Genomic DNA, 22,194 nt, shown 5'->3' with positions numbered 1-22,194 from the left:
CAATAATTAACACAGATGATAAAAATCATTAAAATATTCCAATTATTTACCATTTGATTTTATAGAATCTGTTTTTATTTCACCTTTTGCGTCTGAAGTTTTTTTGTCTTTTTTCTTCTTTTTAAACAAAGAATTGAAGCTTTTACTCCACACTACCCCTCCACCATAGGCTTGATTAGCAGAACCGTTTGTACTCACCATTCCGATGTTTGTAGGCTTGGAATAAGCACGTATAACTAATGAACCGTCATTCTTTTTAGATAAATCATATTCTACCGACCCTTCCGTGGAAAGGTAATTGTTTTGGGCACCATCTGTTTTTGATAACGGAATACCCAAACCGGTCTTGATATTAACTCTTGGGGAAAGCGCTACACTCACACCTGCATTGGCTCTGTCTCCGAAGTTTGAATTCTGGTCTCCTTTTACATAATTAAGGTCAATCTGGAACTCATTACTCATCGTATTAAGAACAGATCCCAGCTGTTTCAACAGCATATTATATCCGGAAGATTCCGCTACATTTCCTACATTTACATCGAATCCACCTGTATTGGATACATTGAAAGTACTTAACAACAATACAGAACCAAACTGGAGAACTTTCTCTCCTTCCTGGCTCATTTTCGCAGCCAGCGTTTCTCTTACCTGACTGGACACATCCATTGCAGTTACATTAAGATCAATCTGAGGATCTACCAACGACTGGGTAATGTGGGCCTGCAGCAAAATACTGATAGGCTGTAGCTTCCCCATACTCAGATATTCTCCTGCATTGGAAACCATTCTTATATAATTGGCATTGATATCTAATGTAGGTTTCATAGCATCCCCATCCCATCTGATACTACTGTTTCTTTCAATCTGGAATGTTTTATTCAGAATAGCTTTAGAGACAAATGTTCCGTTATCTACTTTATAGGTACCACTCATGGCAATATTTCCCTGTCTGTTCATATGGAACCTTAGCGGATCAGCTGATCCTTTTACCGTAATATTTCCCACATCGTCTCCTACGAGTACATTGACAGTAGTTCCTTTATCCACAGCCAGATTGAAATCAATGTTCATATTGGCTCCTGTTTTTTTCTTTTCTTCCAGTGTGATCAAACCGTCTTTTCCTTCTTTCAGGAACCTCAGCATTTTAAATTCTTCCACATTGGAAGTAGAGCTGGAATTAAAGGTAAAGGTACTTCCGTTAAGCGCCTTCATATTAGGGGTCGTTATACTTAATCCTGAAACAGGTCCATCCACGTACAGATCTCCCTGTCCGTAAACTCTTCCCCAGAACAGGTCAAAATCTTTTTGCGTAGTATTCAGCATCAACAGGTTATCTGCTCTCATTACGAGAGACACCCCCATTGAAGAAAGGGTTTCAAACTGAATCGCCCCGGAAATATTCCCTTTGGAATTGGTTCTTCCGTCGTGTACTTCAATATTGTTGAGGATAGCAAGCCCTTTAGTCAACTGAATCACGGTATCATCAAATGAATAGTCAACTCCGGTAAACAGAAGCTTCAATCCAAAATCTTTTAAAGCAATATCTCCATTATAATCAAGGTTGTTAAGCTTTCCATTGATTTTAAGATCACCTGTTGCTTTTCCACGAAGGTTTCCAAAAATAGTCTGCACAAACTGCTGTGTAAATGATAAGTCAAAATCACGCATTTCTGCTGTAAGATCAATAATTGGCGAAGAAGTATTATTATTAACCGTTCCTGTCAGATTAAGACTGTTATTTCCCAGTACACCTGCCGAATGAACTTTCACATCAATATCATATACATTCAGTGAGAATCCGTTGGTAGCAGAAATAGAGATATCTCCCATATCATTGCCATTCATCTTAATATCATCAATGTTAAGATCTACCAATGGCTGAAGGGTACTTTTATCCATTTTGATCTTCACACTTCCGTTGGCAAGACCTTTAATATCCATAGTATTTCCTCCGGACTGCATTTCAAGAAGTTTTTCTACAGCAAAATCGTTAATATCAGCATCTACATAAAAGTCTTTTGCAGACTTAAACTGAGCTTCTTTAATAAACAAAGCACTTTTATCGGAATAAACTCTCAGATTTCTGATATCAAAATCTCCGGTTTTCTTTCTGTAGGTAATGGAGTGATCCAATTCGGGACTTGTATCTATTGCCCACGTAACGTCATTGAATTTTACCTCGGTAGGTTCAAACCTGAATACATAATCTCCGGCCGCATCTGTAGACTGATCTACATTGATGGCGTATTCCTTAAGTTTTTCATTAATCTCATCATCAGGACTTCCATGCTTAAATACAGTAGCTAAATGAAGTGTATTTCCGTTTTCATTATTTCCTTTAAGCTCAAAATCTTTGATTACATTTTTATTATAAATGACTCTGTTGATTTTAGCATACAATTGCTGGTTAAGATCTCCGGTGTTAATTCTAACTTTAACACTATCCACCATCGCACTATCTCTGCTGAGATTATTTCTGTCATTAATTTTATAATCAGGGTTTGAAGATGCCAGCGCCTGATCAGCATCTGTAATCTCTTCCTCCTTAGTCATAATATATTTTAAAGATGCTGCATCCAGATTCAGAATCAGATTGTTTGAGTTTCCATCATATTCTCCTTCTACAAGAGCTCCTTGCGGCAATCTCAATTCGGGTAAGAAATAATTGATCAATCCTTGCTGAACATCAAACTTCAACGCAAAATTCTGTCCACGGTATAATTTTCTTGGCGGTGGTCCCACTAATATTTTCCCTACTCCATTTTCTACCATTCCAGCAAGATCCGCAAGACTGTATTTTCCTGAAATCTTACCTGTAGCTGCTCCCGGAGCATCCACATCAATCACACGACCTCCTGCTTCAACAAACGTTTTTAACTTGGCATTCGGAATATTATATTTTTGAGTAGCTGAAGCAAAATGAAGGTTATTGGCATTCACATCTAAGGTAAGATCATTGATAGAAGACATTGCCATTTTACCGTCAACCTGACCACTTACCACCTGAGTACCCGGCTTATTGGTAAAGTAGTTCATGTTCAGATAAGTAACATCTGCATTCACATCCATAGCAATTCTCGAAGTACTGAAATCTATCAATCCTTTAACCGTAGCTTTAGCCTGTTCATCATTAACAGTGATGAGTCCGTTATATTTTTTATGATCCAATAAACCATCCAGATACAGATTATTGATCGTTTTATCCATAATTTCAATACTTGCAATCTGAGATTTTGTGGTCAGACGCATGGTATTAACATCAAAACTTTGTCCGTTAAGATCAAATTTACCGGAAATTAAACCTACTGCTTTATTCTTTGTGATGACTGAGGTATTGAGATCTTTCACATCAAGATAACCGGAATATTTCGGCATAGCAGTACTGTAGCCCGTCAAGGTAAGTTTGGAAATTTTCGCCTGCCCGATTCCTGTCATTAAGTTTCCATTATCCACATAGATCTGATCCGGATTCACTTTTGCCGTTCCATTGTATTTCAGTTTTCCGAAATCATCAGCAAAGTTCTTCATCTTTTTGGAGATGAATGAAGGCATCATTGCTTTTAAATCTTTGTAGGTAAAATCTGTGGAAAGCACTTTTGTTTCAATTGCAAAATGACCTTTCAGCAGATTATCTACCTTCATCGTTTTGGTAGCAATATTAACATCAGGGTTTCTGATCAGAAAATTTTCAAGATGAAATTTATTCAAAGGACCAGTCATAACCCCGGAAAGATTGAAAGGTTTGATATTATCCCAGTTGGTTACAAAATAACTGATATCATATCCACTTAGCTGGCTTCCCTGCTGAATATTCATATCCCAACGTACCTTGTCTGCAAAATCTGCCCAGGATCCGTCATGAAGATTAAATTTAATATCTCCCTGAAGTAAGGTATGATCTGTATTCAGGGTAAGGTCTTTTAATGACAAAAACTGCTTCGTTAGAGACAGTTCTGTTGAAAATGTATCTACAAAATGAGATTTCCCCCATCTTGAAGTTACAAAAGACATATTATTGATTAACGCCGAAACATTCGGACCGTTAACTTTTACGTTCGGTGCTTTTAAGTTGAATTTTGTTGCTGTCAGCCATTTCCCTTGTTCTCCTGGAGAGTTTTCATTAACGATGGAAACTTTAGAATCAATGATCTGAATTCTGGAATTCAGTTGAAAAGGAGGTTTCTTAGGATCTCTTTTCTTCCCGTTGTCAAAGAGCTCTACAAACCTGACAAAATTGGATATACTGTCGCCTTTATAAGTAATTACTTTTACATCGGCATTCACAAGAGCCAAAGAGTTAAAACTTAAAGAATTACTGCTTCCTGAGATGGCATTTACCGCCAGAGATATCCAGTCTGAATCTGCTCGAAACTCACGGGCTGTAATAAAATTAAATCCTTTATAATCTTTTACTTTTAACCCTTTTATGGTGACATCACCAAAGTAATTTACATCTACACTTTCTGTAGAAAAATCAGATTTAAAATCATTATTAACAAGCTTGAGTGCCTGATCAGCTGCCCATTTTTTCGTAACCGGAAGATTGATGGCAATCAGTACTCCACCTACAAGGAAAATCCCCAGCCAAAAGAGAATCAAGAGAAGTTTTGCCCACCAGGTATAGCTGGTAACATCCTTTACTGCCTGTTTCCCAAACTCTTCAGCTGTTTCCACAGGATGGTGTATAGCATCCGAAGCAAGCTCTGATGCTTCCTTCACTGTTTCCCGAACTTTTCCCTCTACATTTTCAACAGTTTTCTGTACCTGATCCCCTAGGTTTTCAGCTACTGATTTTTTATTCTCATTCTCGTTATTATTCTCTAACTTTGCCATTATTATGAGCGACTCTATAATTTTAGGTATTGAATCGTCCTGTGACGACACCTCAGCAGCTATCATCAAGGGAAATTCTATTCTTTCAAACATTGCCGCGAACCAGGCCATCCACAAAGAATATGGCGGCGTTGTCCCTGAATTGGCTTCACGAGCCCATCAGCAAAATATTATCCCCGTTGTTGAAAAATCTTTTTCTAAAGCAAATATACAACAAAATGCTATCTCTGCTATAGGATTTACTCGCGGACCGGGACTTTTAGGATCTCTTCTTGTAGGAACATCATTTGCTAAGTCTTTGGCTATGAGCCTGAATGTACCTTTGATCGAAGTAAATCACCTTCAAGCCCACATTCTGGCCCATTTCATCGAAGATGCAAATCCTGTGCCGCCTACCTTTCCATTTTTATGTCTTACCGTAAGTGGTGGACATACCATGATTGTATTGGTAAAAGACTATTTTGACATGGAAATCATCGGGAAAACCATTGATGATGCAGCAGGAGAAGCTTTTGATAAAATCGGAAAGATTTTTGACCTTGATTACCCTGCGGGACCTATCATCGACAGACTGGCCAGGGAAGGAAATCCTGATGCTTTTAAATTCAACAAACCGAAGCTGGAAAACTACGATTATTCTTTTAGCGGAATTAAAACTTCCGTGCTGTATTTCATTCAGAAAGAAGTCAGAAAGAATCCGGATTTCATCAAGGAAAACCTCAATGATTTATGTGCATCCGTACAGAAATCCATTATTGAAATCCTGATGAATAAGCTTGAAAAAGCAGCCAAAGATCTCAATGTAAATCAGGTGGCTATTGCAGGAGGTGTATCTGCCAATTCTGCACTTAGAAAAGTAATGGAAGATAACAAAGAAAGACTTGGTTGGGATATCTATATTCCTAAGTTCGAATATACAACAGACAACGCAGCTATGATTGCTATGGTGGCAAAACTGAAGTTTGAGCGAGGAGAATTTACAGATTTAAGAACTTCCGCAACCGCAAAATACGATTTATGAAAATACTCTTAGAAGAAAAAGTACTGGGAACACACTCTAAAAAGAACTCAAAATATTACTGGGTATTAGAAACTATCACAGGAAGACATGAGGGATCAGAAACTTTTTCAGAGTTTAACGGAGGAAGTTCTGAAACAGGATATATTCAGGATATCAAAGATGAAGTTTTACAATTAATCAATTCTGAACATCTTTTTAGTTTTCCCTATACTCCAAAAGAAGGAGATTATTTATCCATCAAAAATAATTTGAGAAAACAGGAATATTTAAATCTGATTTTCATTAATAATGTATGGATAGAAGAAATATACATGTGTTCTTACCGGGAATGTGATACAGACATATATACAACCATCAAAACAGGAGTTGCATTTATAAACCAGGATATATGAAACTATTCTACGGAGACATCAACGGAAATAAAGTTACGATCAACGATGAAGAACAGCAGCATATCGTAAAAGTTCTTCGCATGAGAGATGGAGAAGATATTCATGTGACGGATGGAAAAGGAAAACTGGCTTCCGGAAAACTTATTATAGAAGGTAAGAAAGCCGGTATTGAAGTTTCTGAGATCAAAGAAAATCTGCCGGAATTCAATCCGAAACTTCATATTGCCATTGCTCCTACCAAGAATATTGACAGAATTGAATTCTTTGTGGAAAAAGCTGTGGAAATGGGGATTTCTGAGATCAGTATTATTGTTACAGAGAAAACAGAGCGTAAGAATATTAATATCGATAAAATCAGAAAACAGGCTGTTGCCGCCTCAAAACAAAGTCTGAGATTTCATTTTCCGGTTATCAATGACGCTGTAAGGCTAGGTGATTTTCTGAAAAATATGGATCCGGAACATACTTTTGTAGCACACTGCCATGAAAATCTGGAAAGAATTGATCTTAAAAATATTCCTCAATTGGAACAACTTACATTTTTAATAGGCCCTGAAGGTGATTTTTCTGAAAAGGAAATTGCATTTCTGGTCGAAAATAAAGTAAGAGCAGTATCTCTCGGAAACCAAAGACTCAGAACGGAAACGGCCGGCGTTTTTGTAGCCGCATGGAATTATTACAATATGATATAAATAAAAAGAGAAGATGTTGAATCTTCTCTTTTTTATTTCTCATTAATTATTTCCAGTCAATATTATTCTCTTTCAGGTATTTTTCAAAAATCTGCTGTCCGCTTCTCATTGAATTCACTGCCCAAAGGATTTGCATCCTTAAAAGCTTTTCTTCATTCAGTTTATAATCAATCCCAGACTTTATCAGCTTTTGTTTCAATTCATACATACAAATTGATGCCGCTACAGAAACATTGAAGCTTCTGGTAAAGCCATACATCGGAATAGCCAGTGTTTCATCGGCAAAATCTAAAATCTCCTGGGAAACACCTTCCATTTCAGTTCCGAAAACCAAAGCAATAGGTTCTGTTATTTCGTATTCTGGTAACATTTTAGCGTTCTTTTCCAGCGAAACAACCACTATTTTATATCCTCGGTCTTTAATATTCTGAAAGGATTCCATATTCCGGGGTAGTTTTTCCACCTCAACCCAGGTATCTGCTCCTTTTGTTACACGAAGATTGGGTTCAAAACTGTATTCTTCCTGCAACGCCACTACTTTATGAAAACCACAGGCTTCCACAGAACGTACAATGGCTGCAGCATTTCTAAACTGATAGATATCTTCTACCACCGGAAGGACAAAGTCTGAACTTTCCTGAGAAAAATGTTCAATTTTCTCGAGTCTTTCTTCGGTTAAAAACTGTTTTAAATATTCAAAAGTTTGCGCTAAATCTTTCATCCGCATTTAGTTATTTTTTTCAATAGCCCTATGAAACATCTGCCATTTTCATTTTATTTTTATAAAATTTCATGATAAGCGTTTCATTCATTTTCAAATCTTTGCAAATTAACGTAATTTTGGCCTATGAACCCTAATCGGGGCCCAATTCTTAATAAATTAGTACATGAAGCGAAAAGTCCTGCTCATCTATACCGGTGGAACCATCGGAATGGAAAAAGATTACGAAACCGGAAGTCTCCGTGCCTTTGATTTTGGAAATATATTCGAAAAGATGCCTGAAATGAGGCTTATGGAATGTGAAGTCTTTGTTCATCCTTTTGCCAAACCACTGGATTCTTCGGATATGGGACCTGAAGAATGGAGAGTTATCGCTAATTATATTCACAAAAATTATGATGACTACGACGGTTTCCTGATTCTTCACGGAACAGACACAATGTCTTATACCGCATCAGCACTAAGTTTCATGCTAAAAGGATTAAGAAAGCCGGTCATCATGACAGGGTCTCAGCTTCCGATTGGTGATCTGAGAACAGATGCTAAGGAAAATCTTCTGACAAGTCTTTATTACGCCAGCCTTTACGAGAATGATGAAGCAGTCATTCAGGAGGTTGCCATTTATTTTGAATACAAATTATTAAGAGGAAACAGAACGTTGAAATATTCTGCGGAATATTTTGATGCCTATTCAAGTCCGAACTATCCTATTTTAGGACAATCCGGCGTTCATCTGAATATTATTAAAGATAACCTGTTCCGTTGTGATCCTGAGGTAGAGTTTCACGTGGATGAACATATTTCTGAAGATATTTTATTCTGGAGAATTTTTCCGGGAATGCATCTGAGCCACTTCAGAGAAATCCCTAAAATGAAGGTTCTTATTCTTCAGGTTTTTGGCTCGGGAACTATTTTCAGCAGTGCAAAAACCCAGGAAACGCTTCAGGAAATCCGAGATAACGGAACTGAAATTGTGGTGGTAAGCCAGTGTATTTCAGGAGGTATCTCATTTGGAAAGTATGAAAACAGTAATATTTTCTCCAGAATCGGAGCGATCAGTGGAAGAGACATGACAGCGGAAACAGCGATTACCAAAGCCATGCATTTAATTGATAATCCAAATTACTCCGGAAGCTTTGCTGATAATTTCACCAGAAGCCTTTGTGGAGAAATTACAGATTAATTTGTAAGAATTATTTGGATATTCCAGAAAATACACTATTTTTGCAATCTCAAAAAGAGAGGTGTCCGAGTGGTTGAAGGAGCTACCCTGGAAAGGTAGTATACGGGTAACTGTATCGAGGGTTCGAATCCCTTCCTCTCTGCAAGAAACAAAAGCCTGTGCTAATGATTAGCACAGGCTTTTTTGTGCTTAAGATTTTGGTACCTTTTCTCATAGGTATTTATACTCACTCTAATAATTGGTTATTTATACTCTACTGCAGGAGCCTTGTTCTTCGTTACTTTGAAATACAATCTAATCACCTAAAAAACAAATCAATATGACATCAACAAGTGTAAATGCAAATTCTTCAGGTCAGCTAGTACTTGGAAACGGAGCACAATTCTGGGTGTATCTTTCCCCACAAAATGATACCTCTAAAATGATTTCTACATGGCGTGTAACCTTTTCACAGGGAGACTGGAGTGATTTCATCTCAAGTGAAAATCCTACTAAACAGATTCAGACTCCTAATCTTTCAGGGATTTTTGAAATCAAAGTAGAATTATTGAGCGGATCTACCGGTACTTGGCGTCAGATTCCGCCTCAGGCTGGAAGTCATAATGAAATAGGCTGTAACTCCAACTGTGCTTCAATGGTAGGAATTGTTGCAGACAGTACAAATCCTCCTATCGGAGCTATTAATGCCCATTTCTGGACTACATGGGATGCTATGTGCGGAGTAAGACAGAACTAACAGGTAAATCAACCAGTCCATACAACCCGATTGCCACAGTATTTTATATTGTGGCAATTTACTATTATACCTATATCATAGATAACCAAACCATTATGTCATTATTTATAAATAAAAAAATAGGTTATCCACGAACTACTAACAAGTTATCAACATTTTATCCACAATCAAAATACTCTCCTAAAACTCATTTTCAATTCTCAGAAAATCTTTATTCCTAAATCTATCCTAAATCGGGCCTTTACTTTGTCTTGTTTTTAAACAGTATTAAAAGATTTTGAATAAACATTCTATGAACAAAGCCTCTAATTTTGCTATTACAAAGTATTCTCTCTGCGTATCAACAGTATTCTCATCCGTTTCATGGTTTCGCAGTTATTTAACAGTAAAACAGTTACCCACACTATTGAGCATGAAGAAATTTTTTGCAGGATTATTTTTATTGGGATGTATAGGAACATCGATAAAAGCACAGATCAGTCCACCTGGACTGGGAGATGCCAACAATGCATTCTGGGGAGCCTTTGGAGTAAAGCGACAACTTGACTCTTTGGGCAAAAAACAGACTTTGAGCTATGTAGCCATCGGGAGAAAAAGCAGTCCGGATGATCACAATCTTTTTTCGAAGCAAGCGATCATTGTTTTAAATCATGAAGTTTATCATTCCTTTGCTCCACACCAGCAATATAGTTATGCATTAAGTTACCGACGTCAGCCACAATACGAAAGTACAGCTCCTTATGATCAGGAAAACACAGAACAGGAATTCAGAATTTATGGAAGATATGCCTATACTTTTGATCTCGGCAGGAAATGGAAACTTAAAAGTACCATACGTCAGGAATTCAGGAAGTTCTTTGATGCAGACTTTCATAAAGTCGAAGAGGATTTTCAGTTGAGAACACGTATCAAGAGTCAGCTCACCTATAATTTATCTCCAAAAAACAATCAGAAACTGGCACTGAGTGCAGAAGCTTTGTTTTCTATAAGCCACCTCAATGAACCGGATTCTGAATGGAGTTCGTTTGGATATCGTGAAATGCGTATTTCGGCTTATTATATGTTTACGATTCCGAACTCTCCTTTTACCGTAGATATTGGATATATGGATGATCTGATCAGAGACAGCAGAAGTATTCACCATGGAGGCGTTCATTATCTGGCTGCCGATCTGGTATGGAACATTCCTTATAAAAAAAACAAGTAATACACGTAAGCAAGTATTCATGAAGTTGCAATACAAAATCCCGATCATTACTGACCGGGATTTTTGGTTGAAAACATAAGTTTTCCGCAATATAATTAAGTATGAATGTTTGGTGTAAAATTTTAGTTGCACAAGGTCAAAAACTGACGGCTCAACTGCACATTGAATTTGGCCTCCGCTCTTGAGCGTGCATAAATCGTCTGTTTAAAAGCGTGAACTGTTTTTAATTTCTGATCTATAAACTCTGCAATCTGAACAACAGAAAAAAGGAAGTCTCTGTATACTGCCATATTAACGGTCTGCCCATAATAAGGAAGATAAGCTTTTAAAAAAGGAATGGCTTTCTGGTGACGGTTGTAACTGATACAATACCCTACCCCTTCCATTGAAGTAATAATAGCATAGTTATTAATATAATCCTGAATATTTTTACTGCCGTCCAGAGCATGGCTATTTTTTGAACAGAACTTATTGATTTTATCCAGAATATGCTGGGCATACTCCATCATGGAAATATTTTTAAATTCAAATACCTGATTCATTCCGTTGGATGGGGAAATTCCGTTTTCACTATCAATACAGAAAGAGATCCCGATTTTTTCATGATAGGGGAAAAAGCAGTCTTTTACTTCAATGGAAGCATCGGGCTTTAGCATGTCATCTGCAAAGTTATAATACACATACGGACGGTAAAGCTCCGCAAGCGCTTTCAGATAATCTGTTTCGCTGGTATTATGATATTCTTCAAACCATTTTTCAAGGTTATCGTAATAATTACTTTCAAAGTCGTTAAAGTTTAAGTAAAATGGCAATTCCATAGCTCTGTAATTTTGATATGACAAAGCTATATCCGTAATGCGACAAAACTTGACGCAATATATTTTTTGTGAAAAAGATTTGGAAGGGTGTTAAGTCAATAGTCAATTTTTGCTGTGCAAAATCAATCGTCAATCATTGTTAACGCTAAGGTTCGCAAGGTTTGTTGGGTAACGTTTTATATTTTGTTCGCAAAGGTACTTCGTTCAGCCAGGACCTTAGTGTATACATGGCTGAGTGAAACGCCTCTGCGATCGAAAAAAATTAAACATCATAGAAAGCTTTGCGAACGCTGCGTTTAATTATATGTATTAAAATTCACGAGCGCAGCGAATTCACCATTCACCATTGACATTTATTTATCATAATTCTTCATGATGTACTCAAAATAATGAATCATTTTCAGATAGTTTTCAATACTAAGATATTCATTGGTACTGTGAATACTTTGCTGCTCGGCACTGTTGATCTTAATCGGCATGAACCTGTAGACATTTTTGCTTACAATTTCATATTTACCGGCATCAGTTCCAGCCATAGTAAGATATGGTGTAACAATAGCTCCGGGATGAATTTCTTTCACTCCGGCTTCTATCATTTTAAAAGCTTTTGTGTTGGTTGGCGAAATAGCAGAAGCTTCTCTCGTATTGTCAATTTCTTCTACCTCAACATCAAAACCTTCAGTCGCTTTAGCAATATGATCTCTTACATCTTTCACCGAATTTCCGGGAAGTAATCTGAAATTGACTACAAATTCCACTTCGGGAGAAAGTACATTGGTCCCATCACTTCCTTTCATCATCGTTAAAGCTGTGGTGGTTCTAACCAAAGCATTGGTTGTATTATTTTTGGTAAGCTGGGAAATCAATACCGGTTTTAAAAGCCATTGATTCGCCAGTGCCATTCTTGTGGTAAAAGGCATTTCACCACCGATATTATTAAAAAACTCTTTGATTAAAGGAGTAATAACAGGTTTCATCTGGTGATCCTCCAGACGCTGCATGATAACAGCAGCTTTTCCGATAGCGCTTTCCATAGGAGGCATAGAAGAATGTCCGCCCAATCCTTTTACTTTAATTTTTGCGGAAAGAAACCCTTTTTCAGCACATCCTACTACGGCTACATCAGTATCAATCCCGGCTACATTTCCTTTTCGCATAATTAATCCACCTTCGTCATAAACCGCATCGAACTTCAATCCTTTTTTCTTAAAATAATCGGCAATCTGGATCGCTCCTTTTTGTCCGCCTACTTCTTCATCGAAACCGAAAGCCAGATAAATATCACGCTGTGGGACCTGTTTGTTTTTAATCATAGAATTCATGGATTCCATCAAGGAAAAAAGCATTCCTTTCATATCTATGGCACCTCTTCCATAGATTCTTCCGTTCGCAACCGCTCCTGAAAAAGGGGCAAATTCCCAATCTTCTGCTACTTTTGAAACGGGTTCCAAAGGTTTATCGTCAGGACGGAATACATTTGTATCATTATTCTTTATATCAGCATCTCCGGGAGGAACTACGTCCATATGGGACAAAAATAAAATAGGTTCCAAAGATGGATTGCTTCCTTTAAGTCTGAACACTAATCCGTATTGATTGACTTCAACATTTTCTGTGTTCTGATAGACTAACGGATAAGATGTTTTTAAATACGTTTTGAACTGTTCAAACGGTGCATAATCAAATTCACCCAAACTTCCTGTAGAAACGGTGGGTACTTTTATTCCTCCTGAAAGTCTCATGACTGCAGAATCATTTTTTATAGGTTTCCAACCCTCGCCTGCCCCGATCGTATTTTTTTTAAACGGATAGGTGTAGGTTTTGATCAATACGACAGCAGCCAGAATGACTACGATTCCCAAAAGGATTAAAAGAAACTTTTTCATAGCGGATAGTTTGTGAAGTGATTTTATTCTATAAATATAACAAAGTATTTGGTCATTAACAATTTTCGGCCTGTGCTGCTTATCATCTATAGACAACTAAAAAGGCTGTCTCTGCAGAGATAGCCTTAATGATGTCATCAAAAATTTAGGATTGGGATTGGTGGATTATTTATTCTTTACCCGCTGTATCCAGTGAATAATATCATCCAGAACCAGTTTTGTATTTCCAATATTACAGTGGTTTTCAGCGGAGTCACTTTTAGTATACATTTTATAGCTGAGTGATTTTACATTGGGCAAGGCATCAATTACATCTTTGTACAATTTCACAGGAATAAAATGATCTTCATTAGAGCCCAATAATAAAAAGTCCTGAGTAATCTGATGTCCTATACTCTGCATTTCAAATTTCCTGGTTTGGGTAAGATAATCATAAGGTGTATCCACATTCATACTGAACATTCCGTGCTGTATGGCCCATTTTATTAAGGGATCAACTTTCATTTTTGCATGAATCAACGTATTCACCTGATCTTTTTCTCCCAGATCCATTAAAAGTTTTAATTGTTCGGGCACTTTACTCAATACCACTTCATAAAAATCCGGCATAATTCCCCACGCCACTACTCTTTTTATACGATCTTCAAAGGCTGCAGCCCGCGGAGCAAGCATTCCCCCCAGAGACAATCCGATAATCGTCACATCATCCAGCTGATAAGCATCCTGAATAGCTTTTACAGGCTTTTCCCATTCGTGCGTAAAATGAATTCCAGATTCTCTTAACGCTCCTCCCTGACCTGGACCGTCAAATAAATAGACAGCAATTCCTTCTGACAAAAACCGTTGAACCAAAGGGAGAAATTCTTCCATATAAGAATCATTCCCTCCGTGAATAATGACGGTATCTTTTACTTCCGTTTCCGGCAAGCCTATCCAGACAGGCAGTTTCCCCTGATCATATTCTACCTCATCTCTTCTGATTTTTGTTTTAAAAACATCCTGATACACTTCGTAGAATAAAGATTTTGATTTTGTATAAAACTCCGATTTGTCCCATGATCCGTCAGCTTCAAAAAATTCTGCCATTCTGTAATATCCGGCCGCTTTGGACTTCTGCTGACTGGCTTCCGCTCTTTCAGCAAGAGTCTTCATTTCTCTTACCCAGTCTTCTGTGGTATTGATTGCCGGAGCAACACTTCTGATCTCTTCCAGATCTCCTCCTCCCCACATCAGAGTACGATTCAGCTGAAAATTAAAATTGGCCTCATCGTGTAATTGGTACGTTCCTTTTTTCATTATGATTCTTTTTTGGTGAAAAACCTGCTGCCCGTGTTTCTTAATTCTTACAGACATGCCTTTATAAGCTTAATTTTTATCGAAATTAAGTGTATAGTTTAGCTTTTCTTTTAACCTGGATTAAAAAAGAATCATGATCGTTGAGCTCTTATTTTGCTCAGTTGCTGCTTGGTCATTCCCAGATATCCGGCAATATATCCAAGATTGATTCTCTGAAGCAAACCAGCGTGTGAAGCCACAAAATCCTGATAACGCTGATCTGTAGATTTTATCCGGTGATCGATCAGCCTTTCGCCCATTGTGATTAAACTTTCAGCAAAGAGATCTTCCATCAACTGCTGTATTTCCGGATTTTTTGATTTTAATTCCAACAATTTATGATAAGGTAAACGAAAGATTTCACTGTTGTCTTCTATCGCTTCAATCCCAAACGGTATTGGTTTCCCAGACAATATACCCGAGAAAAGACCAATAAAATAGCCATCTGAACTAAGCCAATGGGTATGGTCCATCGCTTTATCATCGTAATAGAAAATGCGGGCCACTCCTTTTCTGATATAAAATAAATCACGGTGAACCTGCTCCACATCCATTATTATTTCTTTTTTCCGATAGATATTAGCATCAAATACCTGAGTAAGGATTTCAATTGCCCTGGAATGTTTCTGGCTGATCATAGCTGATGGGATTTACAAAGGATAAAGATAGTTTAAAGGTACTCTTTATCATTCAATCCCCTACTATTCATTTTTTTGTCCCCTTACAGAAGTTCTGATCGTCATGAGGGTAAAATAGTATATTATGAAGAATATTCTGCACATTATCTCCAGCGCAAGAGGAGATCTGTCTTATAGCAAAGGACTCAGTTCAGCTATTGTTGAAAAAATTTCACAACAAAATAATATCCGTCAGATTACGGTACGGGATCTGGTGAAGGATATGCCACCGCTAGCGAATGAAGTTTCTATTCATGAATTTTACAAACATCCGGAATCCTATGATGAACAAAGCCGACAACTTCTTTCGTATGCCAACAGGATTGTGAATGAACTCCGCGAAGCAGATATTATTGTTATGGGAACCCCCATGTTTAATCTGGGAATTTCTACTCCTTTGAAAGCATGGCTGGACCAGCTGATCCGGGCAGGTGTCACCTATATTTTTGATGAACACTGGAATCGTATAGGACAGTTTAAAGATAAAAAAGTATATCTCGCGGTTGCTTCTGGCGGAAGAAGTACAGAAGGTACTCCAGATTATGTTTCTGCTTACCTCAAAGATGTTTTAAGGAGTTATACCGGAATTACCGATGTGGAAACGTATCGCATTGAAGGAACGATGGAGACTGGTTTTACAGCGGATTACGAAAGTATTCTGAAAGAGTTTTGATGGTGGATAATACGGTTTGTTTTTAACGCAAAGTTTTTGAATTGCGAATATTGAATAGAAGAGAGCAAAGAGGGAATCAACAAGTTGATTGGATGAAGTTTTGTGAGGTAAAATACTACTTGTTATTTTGTTTTTAACGCAAAGGCGCAAGAACATTTCGACTGTGCTCAATGTGAGATTTTCAGCAAGGAATTATGATGAAATTCTGGCGCCTTTGCGATTTACTTACTATTAAATAAGCGATCTTAGTTTAATTCAGGATTTCATTCATTTCGGTTAAAATGATAGGTTTTCCATCCGTGATTACGATAGTATGTTCATGTTGGGCCATATAGCCGCCTTTATTGCCTACCATGGTCCAGCCGTCTTTTAATTCTACAGCGATATTGGAATCGGTGGAAATAAATGTTTCAATAGCAACCACAGAGTTTTTTTTGAAACGTCTGGAATCATAGCGGTTTCTGTAGTTCAGCAATTCGTCAGGCTGTTCGTGTAAGCTTCTCCCTACTCCATGACCTGCAAGATTCTTAATAACTTTAAGGCCTCTTTTCTTGGCTTCTGTTTCCATTAAATGTCCTATGTCAGCTATTTTTACCCCGCCCTTGATATTGTCGATAGCTTTTCTTAAAATATCTTTGGAGGCCTCCACCAATTTTTGATGTCCGTGAATATCTTCTCCAATCACGAAGGAACCTCCGTTATCCGCCCAATATCCATCCAACTCCGCAGAAACATCAATATTGATCAGATCGCCTTCTTTCAAAATCCTCTGATCTGTCGGAATCCCGTGACAGAATTCATTGTCCACGCTGATACACGTCCACCCTGGAAATCCATATGTAAGGTAAGGCGCTGATTTTGCTCCGAAACCTTCCAGTATTTGGGCTCCATATTCGTCCAGATCTTTGGTGGTCATACCGGGCTCAGCGTAATCCATCATCTTCTTCAGCGTATAGGCAACAGCTTCACTTACTTTTTGCATTCCGAGCATCTGATCTTCGTTGGTGATTGACATATTTTTATTTTGATTGTTATTGAAAACTACAAAGTTAGGAAATTTAAATATTACCGTATGTCCTGTTTCCATTACTTACATCTATACTATTGAAAAAATAGTGATTACCCCCTTCGCCAACCCCCTCTCGCCCCTTGGGTAAGGGATATACCTGGTTACATAAGGGGCTAAAGGGTGTTCCATAACAGTCTGCAGCTACTTGAATAAAAGGCTATAGGGACTATGAAAACGGTTGAGACGGTTGTAAAGTAGTTATACCTATTTGATAAAGTGTCCGGAGATACTTACAATAGCGTCTGAAGGCATTTCTTAAATATCTGGAGACAGTTTATAAAATGGTTATAGCAAATTAATGAGCGGCTGCGAATACTTAGTGGAGTGATTGAAAGCACTTCCGAAGCTGCGGGAGACAGTTTATAATAATAAACTATATGAACAACCCCTGCAAATATACAAGAGTTGTTATTTATTCTACCTTGGAAACCAGAAGGTAAGTTTATTTAATAAGCTCAAAGTCTGCAGACTTTGCGCAGCGGGGACTTTGTACAATTGTGGAAACTTGTTACAATAAAAGATCCATGTAAATGGATAAAACCACTACTTGCGCAGTGGTTTTGTTTTATTTGTGGACACAAGTAAGAAGCTCGCGCCAGCGGAGAATATTAGATAAGTATCATAAATAAGACACTATCCCGTAAAGTGTGTAAGTTAAAAAGTCAGGGCTTAGATTTTATAATCTGAGCCTTTTCTCAAAAATAAGCATAAATTGGTTGAGGACAATACCCCAATTCTGTATAGGCATTGTCCATTTTTTAGTAGCTTCTTTTAATGCCAAATAAACTGATTTCATTACAGCATCATCAGTAGGAAAAGACATTTTATTTTTGGTGTATTTTCTGATTTTGCCGTTGAGATTTTCAATTAAATTTGTGGTGTAAATGATTTTTCGTATCTCGAGAGGAAATTCAAAAAATACAGTGAGTTCATCCCAATTGTTTCGCCAGGATTGTATAGCATAAGAATATTTGCTTTCCCATTTATCTGCAAAATCATTGAGAGCTGCTTGAGCCGCTTGTTTTGTTGGAGCGGTGTAAATATGCTTCATATCGGCAGAAAATTCTTTTCTGTCCCTCCAGACCACATATTTGCAGGCATTTCTTATTTGATGGACAACGCAAATTTGGGTTTGAGATTCAGGAAAGACGGAACGGATTGTTTGGGTAAATCCGTTTAAGTTATCGGTAGCAGTGATGAGAATATCCTCCACACCACGGGCTTTTAAATCCGTGAGAACACTCATCCAGAAGGCTGAACTTTCATTTTTTCCAAGCCACATTCCCAAGACCTCCTTTCTCCCGTCACGGTTTAATCCAACAGCCAGATAAACGGTTTTATTAATGACTTTGGAATTTTCCCTTACCTTGAAAACAATCCCATCCATCCAGACAATGAGATACAAATCTTCAAGCGGGCGGTTCTGCCAGCTAACAACTTCACTGGCAACCGCATTGGTGATTCGTGAGATGGTAGAGGTAGAAACATCAAAATCATACATTTCTTTAATTTGTTCTTCAATATCACTTACACTCATTCCCTTAGCATAAAATGATATGATAATATTCTCCAAACCATCGATAATATTATGTCTCTTTGGAACCAATGCTGGTTCAAAACTACCTCCTCTATCTCTGGGAACTTTAATTTCAGATTCGCCAAATGAGGATTTTATCTTTTTAGTCCCGTGACCGTTACGGTAATTTCCAGTGGCAGATTTCTGATGTTTATCATTATCCAAATGAGAGTCCAATTCTGCATCAAGCATATGCTCTATAGCTCGCTTGTGCATTTCTTTGAAGAAAGAAGTTAAGTCTTCTCCATTTTTAAAGGACTTGTAAAAATCCTTGTTGTTTAATAATTCTTCTTTGTCGATCATAACTATGTAATGGTTAAAAATAATAAAAAGTTATTTCCGTAAAATTTTTTGAGCTATAAGGGCTCAAAATTTTCCAGAATAACTTTTTAACTTACACAGTTAGTGAGATACTACCATAAATAAGAAAAATCACTAAGAACATCATTAAATTTTTTTCTTAGTTGTTTAACTTCTATGACATTTTTTTTGAGCTCACTTATTTTACTAAAAGTACTAACCAGACTGAATAGCCCTTTTTTCTGTACTGGATAAAAATCTGTAAATCCAACAAGCTTCAAATCATCTATTTTTAGTTCTTCTATAGAAAATTTTACTATCTTTTTTTTAAATTTTAAAGTGTTAAAGAACAATAAATCATCATAATTTTTAACATTTTTTATTTGAGAATAGATTATTAATGTAGAATTAAACTTTTCTCCATCAGAGTCATTATTAAAATAAACAAGCCCAATATTATATTTTTTAGCTTTCTGATTATTACATATAATTTCATTAATCTTATTCTTACTTAATGTAATTGCTTTAGCTTGTTTAATTTCTTTATAATTATAATAAGAAGTTCTTCCCAGATACTTCCCTTTTCCATCTTTTTCAGAAATATAAAGGTCTGTTATTCCCAAGAAAATGTAATTTAAATATTCTTTATTAATAATTTTATCTACTAAAGCATTAACATCTTTCTTAAAATCTTTATAGTTACTTAATTTAAGCACATATGAAGATTGAACTGCTACATATTTGTTGCTTTCTTCTTTATAGAACATTAATGTAACACCAATATACTTGTTTTTCATTTTAAATTTTATCGTTGTTTCCAATTTGGATTTTGTCTCTTTTTCTCTCCTAAATCACCAGGTCTTCTTTTTTGATGTTTTGTTTTTTTGGCACCCGTTAATTTACCGTTTCCAGTTTGTTTATGCTGAACTTCTTGTTGTCTTGCAGAAGCTTTTCCTTTTTTTGTTTTAGCAAAATTATCCATCCATTTTTCTTGTGGAATTGACGCATCAAAAGGTTTCATAATACCACTATCATCTACGGGAACACCATTAATATCTGTTTCCTGTTCTAAATCTGGGAATATTTCAAATGTTTTAGGAGCTGTTTCTTCATTGATTTCTCCATATATATCTCTATTTTTAATGGCATCTGTAGTTCTATCTGCAATATCCCAAGCCGCATAACTAACTAATGCATAATATGCTGCTTCAAGTAAATATGCTGCGATAGGTATTGCTGGCGCAAAAGCTTGATTCGTAAATGAAAGTCCAGCTATATTTGTCTTTAGTGGCTTCGATCCAGTAACCACAACCTCTTCAATTTGGGTTACTTTTGAAACGGTGTTCGTTTGACTGTCATAAAAATATTCATTCTTTGGATCATTAATGAATGGCTTAAATTCAGATTTGTTTGGGCAAGTGGGACATGTTGCTAATTCTCCTGTCATACCTGTAGGATCATTAAACCTAATTGGGTTATTCCAAACATAACTATAAGCTTCATGAGTGTATTGGCTTCTTGGATCAATTACACCCCATCTACCAATATCCGCCATATACATTCTCGCATTATAATCATACATCCCAGTCCCTGCTCTCCGAAGTCTCCCGACTTTGGAGCATATTGTAAAGGAATTGCTTTTATTATTGGCTCAAAGTCAGGAGACTTAGCGTAACGGGGACAGTTTATAATAATAAACTATATGAACAACCCCTGCAAATATACAAGAGTTGTTATTTATTCTACCTTGGAAACCAGAAGGTAAGTTTATTTAATAAGCTCAAAGTCTGCAGACTTTGCGCAGCGGGGGAAATAATTTTAGGGCCGGGGCCACCATCGTTATTCATTTGATCTCTTAAGGATAGAAAGGCTGATTGAGCATCAGCTCCCGTGTAAGTAGTTCCTGAGGCAGTTTCTACAACATCCATTCCATCCGGATCAATAAATCTAATAGGATTGTTCACAGCGTAATTGTAAGGTGAATGTCTTCTATATTGTTCCGCCAACGGATCCACCACTCCCCATCTTCCCAGATCAGGCATATACATCCTTGCTCCATAATCATACACCCCACTTTCCTGAAGCTCTTTACAATTATTATAATCAAATAATAAAATACTCCGGTAACGAAAGTGAAATTATTATAAAATAATTCATATTCCTTCATCTCTTTTGCTACTTTCAGAGATTGGTTGATGATGGTAGCATTAAATCCAAAGATTTACTATTTCATAAACTCATATTATCATTTCTTTTTCCCCATTTTTGATATAATTGAAACTCATATACCTGTTTTAATCTATAGCCCGGCGCATGAGAAACTCCTTTTTGGGATCTAACATTAATAACTGAAAAACCTTTTTTAAAGATTTCATTTTTTTTATCAAAATCCCTGTCAATTATTGACACACAAGGTAACCCTAGGGAATCATGTGGTGGAATAGAAATTGGAGTTAATGCTTCAAAATTTATCTTAAATGTATCTTTTTCATAAATATGTCGATAGTTTGTTTGAAAATCTTTAAGAGAAATTTTAAGGGTATCATTTGTTGGATTCCCAAAAAGTAAAAAAGTTTCTACATTTTTTATCTTTATACTATCTTTTGTATAATCACATACTAAATTTTGGAAAGAACAAACAACATTATCATTCTTTAACATAGGTTTCTTACATGATATAAATAAGATAATCAATAGAAATACATAAATTTTAAATTTACTTTGCCCTGTACGTGTTATAATACCATTTATCATCGTTATAATTTTTTTTCATTAATTGTTGAAATTCAGGTGTCGTCTTCTTAAAAAGAGGAGAAGCCATTTGATATTCATAAATTTTAATATGTTCTTTTGCTAAATCTAGTTTAGATATATTAATATCATCAGGATTTACTGTTAAGTGACTTATTTTTCCGCCCTCATGACTTAATGCAGAAATCATATTGTTTTTATCATTATAATATGGATGAGCTTTTCCATTGCCAACCATCAAAGAGACTGTTTTAGATTCCTTATTTGCCTGCATTAAAGCATCTGGATTATATTCACCTCCTGCTCTCCGAAGTCTCCCGACTT

The 22,194-nt window shown here is 36.6% G+C and carries 19 protein-coding genes, 1 tRNA gene and 1 pseudogene; 8 read left to right on the top strand and 13 right to left on the bottom strand.

The window, feature by feature from the left end; all coding sequences use genetic code 11:
• Nucleotides 1-42: 42 nt before the first annotated feature.
• A complete protein-coding gene (locus tag ACKTTZ_RS13135) occupies nucleotides 43-4,833 on the bottom strand; it encodes a translocation/assembly module TamB (protein WP_407845775.1) in 4,791 nt (1,596 codons plus the stop codon).
• Between the two features lie 4 nt (nucleotides 4,834-4,837).
• Here ACKTTZ_RS13135 and tsaD point away from each other — a divergent pair, with 4 nt between their 5' ends.
• Genes tsaD through ACKTTZ_RS13120 form a run of 3 tightly spaced genes read left to right on the top strand, consistent with a single transcriptional unit; the run spans nucleotide 4,838 to nucleotide 6,938 of the window.
• Nucleotides 4,838-5,854, top strand: coding sequence for a tRNA (adenosine(37)-N6)-threonylcarbamoyltransferase complex transferase subunit TsaD (gene tsaD, locus ACKTTZ_RS13130; RefSeq protein ID WP_079240594.1), 1,017 nt, complete (start codon nucleotides 4,838-4,840; stop codon nucleotides 5,852-5,854).
• A complete protein-coding gene (locus tag ACKTTZ_RS13125; RefSeq protein WP_034696976.1) occupies nucleotides 5,851-6,246 on the top strand; it encodes a hypothetical protein in 396 nt (131 codons plus the stop codon). Before tsaD ends, ACKTTZ_RS13125 begins: the two co-directional genes overlap by 4 nt.
• The gene (locus ACKTTZ_RS13120; RefSeq protein ID WP_407845774.1) at nucleotides 6,243-6,938 is read left to right on the top strand and encodes an RsmE family RNA methyltransferase; all 696 of its coding nucleotides are present in this window, start codon (nucleotides 6,243-6,245) and stop codon (nucleotides 6,936-6,938) included. Before ACKTTZ_RS13125 ends, ACKTTZ_RS13120 begins: the two co-directional genes overlap by 4 nt.
• Nucleotides 6,939-6,984: 46 nt before the next feature.
• Here ACKTTZ_RS13120 and ACKTTZ_RS13115 read toward each other — a convergent pair whose 3' ends face one another.
• A complete protein-coding gene (locus tag ACKTTZ_RS13115; RefSeq protein ID WP_034696973.1) occupies nucleotides 6,985-7,665 on the bottom strand; it encodes an RNA methyltransferase in 681 nt (226 codons plus the stop codon).
• A gap of 160 nt (nucleotides 7,666-7,825) precedes the next feature.
• Between ACKTTZ_RS13115 and ACKTTZ_RS13110 the strand changes: the two genes are divergently transcribed.
• The 4 genes from ACKTTZ_RS13110 to ACKTTZ_RS13095 all read left to right on the top strand — a co-directional run bounded on the left by ACKTTZ_RS13110 (nucleotide 7,826) and on the right by ACKTTZ_RS13095 (nucleotide 10,785).
• Nucleotides 7,826-8,842, top strand: a complete 1,017-nt coding sequence (locus tag ACKTTZ_RS13110; RefSeq protein WP_034696972.1) for an asparaginase — start codon at nucleotides 7,826-7,828, stop codon at nucleotides 8,840-8,842.
• Between the two features lie 55 nt (nucleotides 8,843-8,897).
• Nucleotides 8,898-8,984, top strand: a tRNA-Ser gene (locus tag ACKTTZ_RS13105).
• Nucleotides 8,985-9,161: 177 nt separating this feature from the next.
• Complete coding sequence (locus ACKTTZ_RS13100; protein ID WP_034696971.1) at nucleotides 9,162-9,578, top strand: hypothetical protein; 417 nt, start codon at nucleotides 9,162-9,164, stop codon at nucleotides 9,576-9,578.
• 412 nt (nucleotides 9,579-9,990) lie between these two features.
• A complete protein-coding gene (locus ACKTTZ_RS13095; RefSeq protein ID WP_407845773.1) occupies nucleotides 9,991-10,785 on the top strand; it encodes a DUF2490 domain-containing protein in 795 nt (264 codons plus the stop codon).
• Nucleotides 10,786-10,907: 122 nt separating this feature from the next.
• On the opposite strand, the gene ACKTTZ_RS13090 is transcribed toward ACKTTZ_RS13095, so the two are convergent.
• The 4 genes from ACKTTZ_RS13090 to ACKTTZ_RS13075 all read right to left on the bottom strand — a co-directional run bounded on the left by ACKTTZ_RS13090 (nucleotide 10,908) and on the right by ACKTTZ_RS13075 (nucleotide 15,462).
• Complete coding sequence (locus ACKTTZ_RS13090; protein ID WP_034696970.1) at nucleotides 10,908-11,603, bottom strand: hypothetical protein; 696 nt, start codon at nucleotides 11,601-11,603, stop codon at nucleotides 10,908-10,910.
• A gap of 353 nt (nucleotides 11,604-11,956) precedes the next feature.
• Nucleotides 11,957-13,489 carry a M20/M25/M40 family metallo-hydrolase gene (locus ACKTTZ_RS13085; RefSeq protein WP_034696969.1) on the bottom strand — a complete coding sequence of 511 codons (1,533 nt, stop codon included), beginning with the start codon at nucleotides 13,487-13,489 and terminating at the stop codon, nucleotides 11,957-11,959.
• A gap of 165 nt (nucleotides 13,490-13,654) precedes the next feature.
• The gene (locus tag ACKTTZ_RS13080; RefSeq protein WP_407845772.1) at nucleotides 13,655-14,785 is read right to left on the bottom strand and encodes an alpha/beta hydrolase; all 1,131 of its coding nucleotides are present in this window, start codon (nucleotides 14,783-14,785) and stop codon (nucleotides 13,655-13,657) included.
• Between the two features lie 131 nt (nucleotides 14,786-14,916).
• Nucleotides 14,917-15,462, bottom strand: coding sequence for a Crp/Fnr family transcriptional regulator (locus tag ACKTTZ_RS13075; protein ID WP_407845771.1), 546 nt, complete (start codon nucleotides 15,460-15,462; stop codon nucleotides 14,917-14,919).
• Between the two features lie 124 nt (nucleotides 15,463-15,586).
• On the opposite strand from ACKTTZ_RS13075, the gene ACKTTZ_RS13070 reads away from it, so the two are divergent.
• The gene (locus tag ACKTTZ_RS13070; RefSeq protein WP_253317385.1) at nucleotides 15,587-16,174 is read left to right on the top strand and encodes an FMN-dependent NADH-azoreductase; all 588 of its coding nucleotides are present in this window, start codon (nucleotides 15,587-15,589) and stop codon (nucleotides 16,172-16,174) included.
• Nucleotides 16,175-16,424: 250 nt separating this feature from the next.
• Here the strand turns inward: ACKTTZ_RS13070 and map are convergent, their stop codons facing one another.
• The 7 genes and pseudogenes from map to ACKTTZ_RS13035 form a co-directional block, all read right to left on the bottom strand.
• Nucleotides 16,425-17,189 (bottom strand): type I methionyl aminopeptidase, encoded by a 765-nt coding sequence (gene map / locus ACKTTZ_RS13065; RefSeq protein ID WP_034697038.1) that lies wholly within the window; start codon nucleotides 17,187-17,189, stop codon nucleotides 16,425-16,427.
• A gap of 730 nt (nucleotides 17,190-17,919) precedes the next feature.
• Nucleotides 17,920-19,122: an IS256 family transposase gene (locus tag ACKTTZ_RS13060; RefSeq protein WP_253318248.1), complete on the bottom strand. Its 1,203-nt coding sequence runs from the start codon at nucleotides 19,120-19,122 to the stop codon at nucleotides 17,920-17,922.
• Nucleotides 19,123-19,232: 110 nt separating this feature from the next.
• On the bottom strand, nucleotides 19,233-19,916 hold the full coding sequence (locus tag ACKTTZ_RS13055) for a hypothetical protein (protein WP_407845770.1): 684 nt from the start codon (nucleotides 19,914-19,916) through the stop codon (nucleotides 19,233-19,235).
• Between the two features lie 8 nt (nucleotides 19,917-19,924).
• On the bottom strand, nucleotides 19,925-20,674 hold the full coding sequence (locus ACKTTZ_RS13050) for a hypothetical protein (RefSeq protein ID WP_407845769.1): 750 nt from the start codon (nucleotides 20,672-20,674) through the stop codon (nucleotides 19,925-19,927).
• A 369-nt stretch (nucleotides 20,675-21,043) separates the two neighbouring features.
• Nucleotides 21,044-21,215 (bottom strand): annotated as a pseudogene (locus tag ACKTTZ_RS13045) (RHS repeat-associated core domain-containing protein); the annotation flags it as partial.
• Nucleotides 21,216-21,348: 133 nt separating this feature from the next.
• Nucleotides 21,349-21,873, bottom strand: a complete 525-nt coding sequence (locus ACKTTZ_RS13040) for a hypothetical protein (protein ID WP_407845768.1) — start codon at nucleotides 21,871-21,873, stop codon at nucleotides 21,349-21,351.
• Nucleotides 21,836-22,144: a hypothetical protein gene (locus ACKTTZ_RS13035; RefSeq protein ID WP_407845767.1), complete on the bottom strand. Its 309-nt coding sequence runs from the start codon at nucleotides 22,142-22,144 to the stop codon at nucleotides 21,836-21,838. Before ACKTTZ_RS13035 ends, ACKTTZ_RS13040 begins: the two co-directional genes overlap by 38 nt.
• Between the last annotated feature and the right edge of the window lie 50 nt (nucleotides 22,145-22,194).

Source organism: Chryseobacterium sp. KCF3-3 (assembly GCF_045865955.1).
In the GTDB taxonomy this organism is placed as follows: Bacteria; Bacteroidota; Bacteroidia; order Flavobacteriales; family Weeksellaceae; genus Chryseobacterium.
This window is presented reverse-complemented; position numbering and strand designations above follow the sequence as displayed.

Excerpts from the sequence above, each read along its gene's own strand:
- ACKTTZ_RS13135 (WP_407845775.1), bottom strand. The coding sequence starts at position 4,833 with ATGGCAAAGTTAGAGAATAATAACGAGAATGAGAATAAAAAATCAGTA.
- tsaD (WP_079240594.1), top strand. The coding sequence starts at position 4,838 with ATGAGCGACTCTATAATTTTAGGTATTGAATCGTCCTGTGACGACACC.
- ACKTTZ_RS13125 (WP_034696976.1), top strand. The coding sequence starts at position 5,851 with ATGAAAATACTCTTAGAAGAAAAAGTACTGGGAACACACTCTAAAAAG.
- ACKTTZ_RS13120 (WP_407845774.1), top strand. The coding sequence starts at position 6,243 with ATGAAACTATTCTACGGAGACATCAACGGAAATAAAGTTACGATCAAC.
- ACKTTZ_RS13115 (WP_034696973.1), bottom strand. The coding sequence starts at position 7,665 with ATGCGGATGAAAGATTTAGCGCAAACTTTTGAATATTTAAAACAGTTT.
- ACKTTZ_RS13110 (WP_034696972.1), top strand. The coding sequence starts at position 7,826 with ATGAAGCGAAAAGTCCTGCTCATCTATACCGGTGGAACCATCGGAATG.
- ACKTTZ_RS13100 (WP_034696971.1), top strand. The coding sequence starts at position 9,162 with ATGACATCAACAAGTGTAAATGCAAATTCTTCAGGTCAGCTAGTACTT.
- ACKTTZ_RS13095 (WP_407845773.1), top strand. The coding sequence starts at position 9,991 with ATGAAGAAATTTTTTGCAGGATTATTTTTATTGGGATGTATAGGAACA.
- ACKTTZ_RS13090 (WP_034696970.1), bottom strand. The coding sequence starts at position 11,603 with ATGGAATTGCCATTTTACTTAAACTTTAACGACTTTGAAAGTAATTAT.
- ACKTTZ_RS13085 (WP_034696969.1), bottom strand. The coding sequence starts at position 13,489 with ATGAAAAAGTTTCTTTTAATCCTTTTGGGAATCGTAGTCATTCTGGCT.
- ACKTTZ_RS13080 (WP_407845772.1), bottom strand. The coding sequence starts at position 14,785 with ATGAAAAAAGGAACGTACCAATTACACGATGAGGCCAATTTTAATTTT.
- ACKTTZ_RS13075 (WP_407845771.1), bottom strand. The coding sequence starts at position 15,462 with ATGATCAGCCAGAAACATTCCAGGGCAATTGAAATCCTTACTCAGGTA.
- ACKTTZ_RS13070 (WP_253317385.1), top strand. The coding sequence starts at position 15,587 with ATGAAGAATATTCTGCACATTATCTCCAGCGCAAGAGGAGATCTGTCT.
- map (WP_034697038.1), bottom strand. The coding sequence starts at position 17,189 with ATGTCAATCACCAACGAAGATCAGATGCTCGGAATGCAAAAAGTAAGT.
- ACKTTZ_RS13060 (WP_253318248.1), bottom strand. The coding sequence starts at position 19,122 with ATGATCGACAAAGAAGAATTATTAAACAACAAGGATTTTTACAAGTCC.
- ACKTTZ_RS13055 (WP_407845770.1), bottom strand. The coding sequence starts at position 19,916 with ATGAAAAACAAGTATATTGGTGTTACATTAATGTTCTATAAAGAAGAA.
- ACKTTZ_RS13050 (WP_407845769.1), bottom strand. The coding sequence starts at position 20,674 with ATGGCGGATATTGGTAGATGGGGTGTAATTGATCCAAGAAGCCAATAC.
- ACKTTZ_RS13040 (WP_407845768.1), bottom strand. The coding sequence starts at position 21,873 with ATGATAAATGGTATTATAACACGTACAGGGCAAAGTAAATTTAAAATT.
- ACKTTZ_RS13035 (WP_407845767.1), bottom strand. The coding sequence starts at position 22,144 with ATGCAGGCAAATAAGGAATCTAAAACAGTCTCTTTGATGGTTGGCAAT.